We start from the raw sequence: 3,753 nt of genomic DNA on the forward strand, positions 1-3,753 counted from the left end.
AGCTCTCTAGCGCCGATGGTAGTTGGGACCTTGTCCCTGTGAGAGTAGGACGTCGCCAAGCAAGCTTAAGACGAGTCAGAATGACTCGTCTTTTTGTGTTTTATAAAATAAGCTTGTGATCTATGGATTTCTTGCGTTATAAATAACAAGCTTATAGCCTTAAAAGCATGAACTTTTAGCACTTCCAAATATCAGGTTCGTATATGTATGCGAATCTGCCCTTCTTTGCAGGTCAAACCTTCTAGTTTCTTTTATTTCAATATCATTTAAATCTATAATTCTTCTCCTTTTTTGTTCACTATGTAGTACTCTGCTGGAAGCAGACCCTTTTTTATTTTCCACTATAAGTAGCTGAATATACAGCAATCACGTTATAAATATCCCGAATTACGTTTTCGGTGTTATTTAAATTTTTACGCCTCTTATGTGAACCTGTTAATCTTTTCAATCCTATTTTCAATTTCGTTATTTCCCCATTAATTACAGAAACGCCCCTGTTAGTTAAACAACAATCTCAAAAACACTCGTTAGAGTGCTTTTTTTATCTAAAAATCACATTAAATTAATTAAGATTTATAAACGGATATAGTGAAATATAACCCGGCTGAGAACTCTATATGGGTATCGCCACCTGCCCATATTTGTATCCATATAAGGAGTAGCACCACATCACCATCAAGCTAAGCTTGTATAAGTTTAATTTCATGTGAGATTTTTCTTTTTTTAAGAGCGTTTTGGCTTAAAGAAGATAAACTTTTAATGGATTATCGCGATGATTATATTTATAAAGTTCATCAATATATTTGTAGAAAGGAGGAATTAAAATGATGAGAGATGATAATAAGATTGGTCACTTTACATCTGAAAAAGGAAAGGAAGATTTTCAAATTGCCTACGATGAATCAATGGCACTTCTTCCAAAGCCTAACGATATGAAAGATATAAAAACTAAATATGGCACAGTTCGGGCTTATCATTTTACTAAAGAGGAAAACAAACATAAGGAACCAATACTCTTACTCCCTGGACGTGGCGCATCTACTCCAATGTGGGTACCCAATTTAGAAGGGCTAAGGGAGAAAAGGCCTGTTTACACGATAGATTTACTTGGTGAACCTGGAATGAGTGTGCAAATGAAGGTAATTGAGAACCAAAAACAGCAAGCAGAATGGTTAAATGAAGTAATTGAAGGATTAGGTTTAGAAAAAGTGCATATCGTGGGTGTCTCAATTGGTGGTTGGACAACAATGAATTTGGCCAGATATAATCCTGAGCATATTGCTACGGCTAGTTTATTGGACCCAGTCTTTGTATTTGCGCAAATTTCCATAAAGATGATTCTAGCATCTATTCCAGCTTCCGTCCCTATTGTACCTAAGTTTATAAGAGAAAAGATGTTAAGCTATGTTTCTGGAGGAGTAGAAACAAATGACGATGAGCCTATCGCTAAGTTAATCGAGTCGGGTATGCGTAACTATAAACTTAAAACGCCAGCGCCTGATCTATTTAGTAAAGAAGACTTAAAAAATATCAATGTTCCAGTACTTGCATTAATGGCTGAAAAAAGTACAATGCACAATTCAGTAAAAGCAGTTGAAACTGGGAAAAAATATGTTAAAGATATCGATATAGTTAACTGGAAAAACGCATCTCACGCAATCAATGGTGAGTTCTCTAACGAAGTTAATGCCAGGATTCTTGATTTTGTAGAAAAACATTCTAATGACAACTAAGTTGAAAGTGACAGATATATCGTAATAACAACTTTACATTATCACTTTCATTTTTCATAATCTGTATAAAAAATATAAAAGGTCCTGGTGCATAAAGATTATGAAGGGTACGAAGAATGAGTCATTCCATTAGTAATGACTGTTTATGCAGTAAGACCAAAGAGAATATTAATCAGTTGTATCTGCTTTTGGACAGACTTTTCTAATCATATGCATAGCTTCTATTCCATCAAGTGTTTTGGTAGCTGTGTGAAAAGATTGAAATCCTAGCATATATCGGACCCGTTTTTGATAAATCGATGGTTTTGTTCGACAATTTTGTTTGGATCTTTCATCTGTCGTAACTTGATTCCTGCTGATAGGTCTCCTGCTTTTTGTGATTGTTTCACGGCTTTTGGATAGGATGGGTTTTTATCAACTGTGAGGACACGAGGTTTTGAGTCATGACAAGAAACTAAGGTTTTACACTACCTATAAAGCAAAAAAGGCGTTATCCTTCCTGTAAAATTATAAGAAAGGATGGCGTTTCTTTATGAATCTTTCGACTCTTGATGAACTTCAACCGATTGCTGAAGAATTACAACGACATATGTCTACTCATGTTCTAGAACACTTAGCCAAAGAAAAAGGATTCGTTCAGCGAAAGAGTAAATATCAAGCACAGGAGTTAGTTGCTTTATGTGTATGGCTTAGTCAGCAGGTCGCAAGTACATCACTCACGCAATTATGTAGCTATTTTGAAGTATCTACAGGTGTTCTTATAAGCCCTGAAGGACTTAACCAACGATTTAATGCTTCCGCAGTAAAATTTCTAGAACCCGTTCTAGCTAACCTTCTAACCCAAAGAATTCATTTAACACAAGAAATACTTCATCAATATACCACGATCTTTAAGCACATTCGAATTCTAGATTCTACAACATTTCAGCTTCCAGATAAGTTTTTTTCACATTATCAAGGTTCAGGTGGAAGTAGCAATGCAGAATAAAGGACAAGAACAATTGTTCTGTGTCGGTGTAATGGGCATAATCAATTAATTGAGGTGTTTATTTTGTATTGAACCTATGTGCTTAAAGAAGAACCGCTATTATTAGGTTCGGATTTTCAGTATAGCTTGTAAATGTACACACTTTAGTGGAGTGATTTTTCAGTAAGGTGTATATTAATATTGGATCTAGTAATGACTATGCTATATTGAAGTGAATCATATTAGAAGTGGAATAAATGGAAACCGATATCCTTATATCAGTTATGTAATATATACCTGATATAAGGATATCGTAATAGGAGAAGTGAAAAATAGTATACAAAAGGTTTTAAATCTATTTTTTAAAATAAGGAGTGCTACTATCATTAGCATTGCTACAATTAAAGGAAGGTGATTCAAGTGTTAAACGCTTTTTCCAGAGGAAGTCAACGATTTTTCTACCTCTAATTAGTTTGGTGAAATAATCTACTGATGGGTCTTTACTCATCGGAATTTTTATTGCTAATTGGATCTAGTCTATTAGTTGGTTCATTCTATAGTGAATAGTTCAGGATGGTGAAGTTGCTAGAGAAGAGTTCCTTATGGGACCCAGTAATGAATGAGAGATAACCTTTTTGAAGTAGAGAGATATTTGTCAGAGGAGATTAGTAGATAAAAGTAGACAATGGTTGTTATTAAATAAAATTCTAGCGGATTCGTATTTAGATAAAGTGAACCCTTAATCAGTGGGAAGGGGCATCTTTCGCTGATTAAGGGTTCATATGAGTATCCCGACTTCTCGTAAATAGTGAGATAAAGTGGTATGAAAATATTAAATTGAATTTCTTTATAAAAGGTGTTGACGATTAGAGCATAGAGGTGTAATATAGAACAAGTCGCCGATGACAATAACGCAGAAAGCGACAAACGAAATAAAAAACTTAGTTGACATTGAAAGACGAAGATGTTAACATAAGGAAGTCGCAAATGAGCGACCAAGTAGTTCTTTGAAAACTGAACGAAACAAACAACGTGAAACGTCAATTTTTATTT

At 34.6% G+C, this 3,753-nt stretch carries 1 protein-coding gene and 2 pseudogenes; 2 read left to right on the forward strand and 1 reads right to left on the reverse strand.

The window, feature by feature from the left end:
• Positions 1–824 precede the first annotated feature (824 nt).
• Positions 825–1,733 (forward strand): alpha/beta fold hydrolase, encoded by a 909-nt coding sequence (locus ACQKNR_RS29150; RefSeq protein ID WP_427322740.1) that lies wholly within the window; start codon positions 825–827, stop codon positions 1,731–1,733.
• A 143-nt stretch (positions 1,734–1,876) separates the two neighbouring features.
• On the opposite strand, the pseudogene ACQKNR_RS29155 reads toward ACQKNR_RS29150, so the two are convergent.
• Positions 1,877–2,197 (reverse strand): annotated as a pseudogene (locus ACQKNR_RS29155) (DDE-type integrase/transposase/recombinase); the annotation flags it as partial.
• Between the two features lie 68 nt (positions 2,198–2,265).
• Here ACQKNR_RS29155 and ACQKNR_RS29160 point away from each other — a divergent pair.
• A pseudogene (locus ACQKNR_RS29160) lies at positions 2,266–2,712 on the forward strand (IS4 family transposase); the annotation flags it as partial.
• Between the last annotated feature and the right edge of the window lie 1,041 nt (positions 2,713–3,753).

It is taken from the genome of Bacillus sp. NPDC094077 (assembly GCF_050279465.1).
In the GTDB taxonomy this organism is placed as follows: domain Bacteria; phylum Bacillota; class Bacilli; order Bacillales; family Bacillaceae_G; genus Bacillus_A.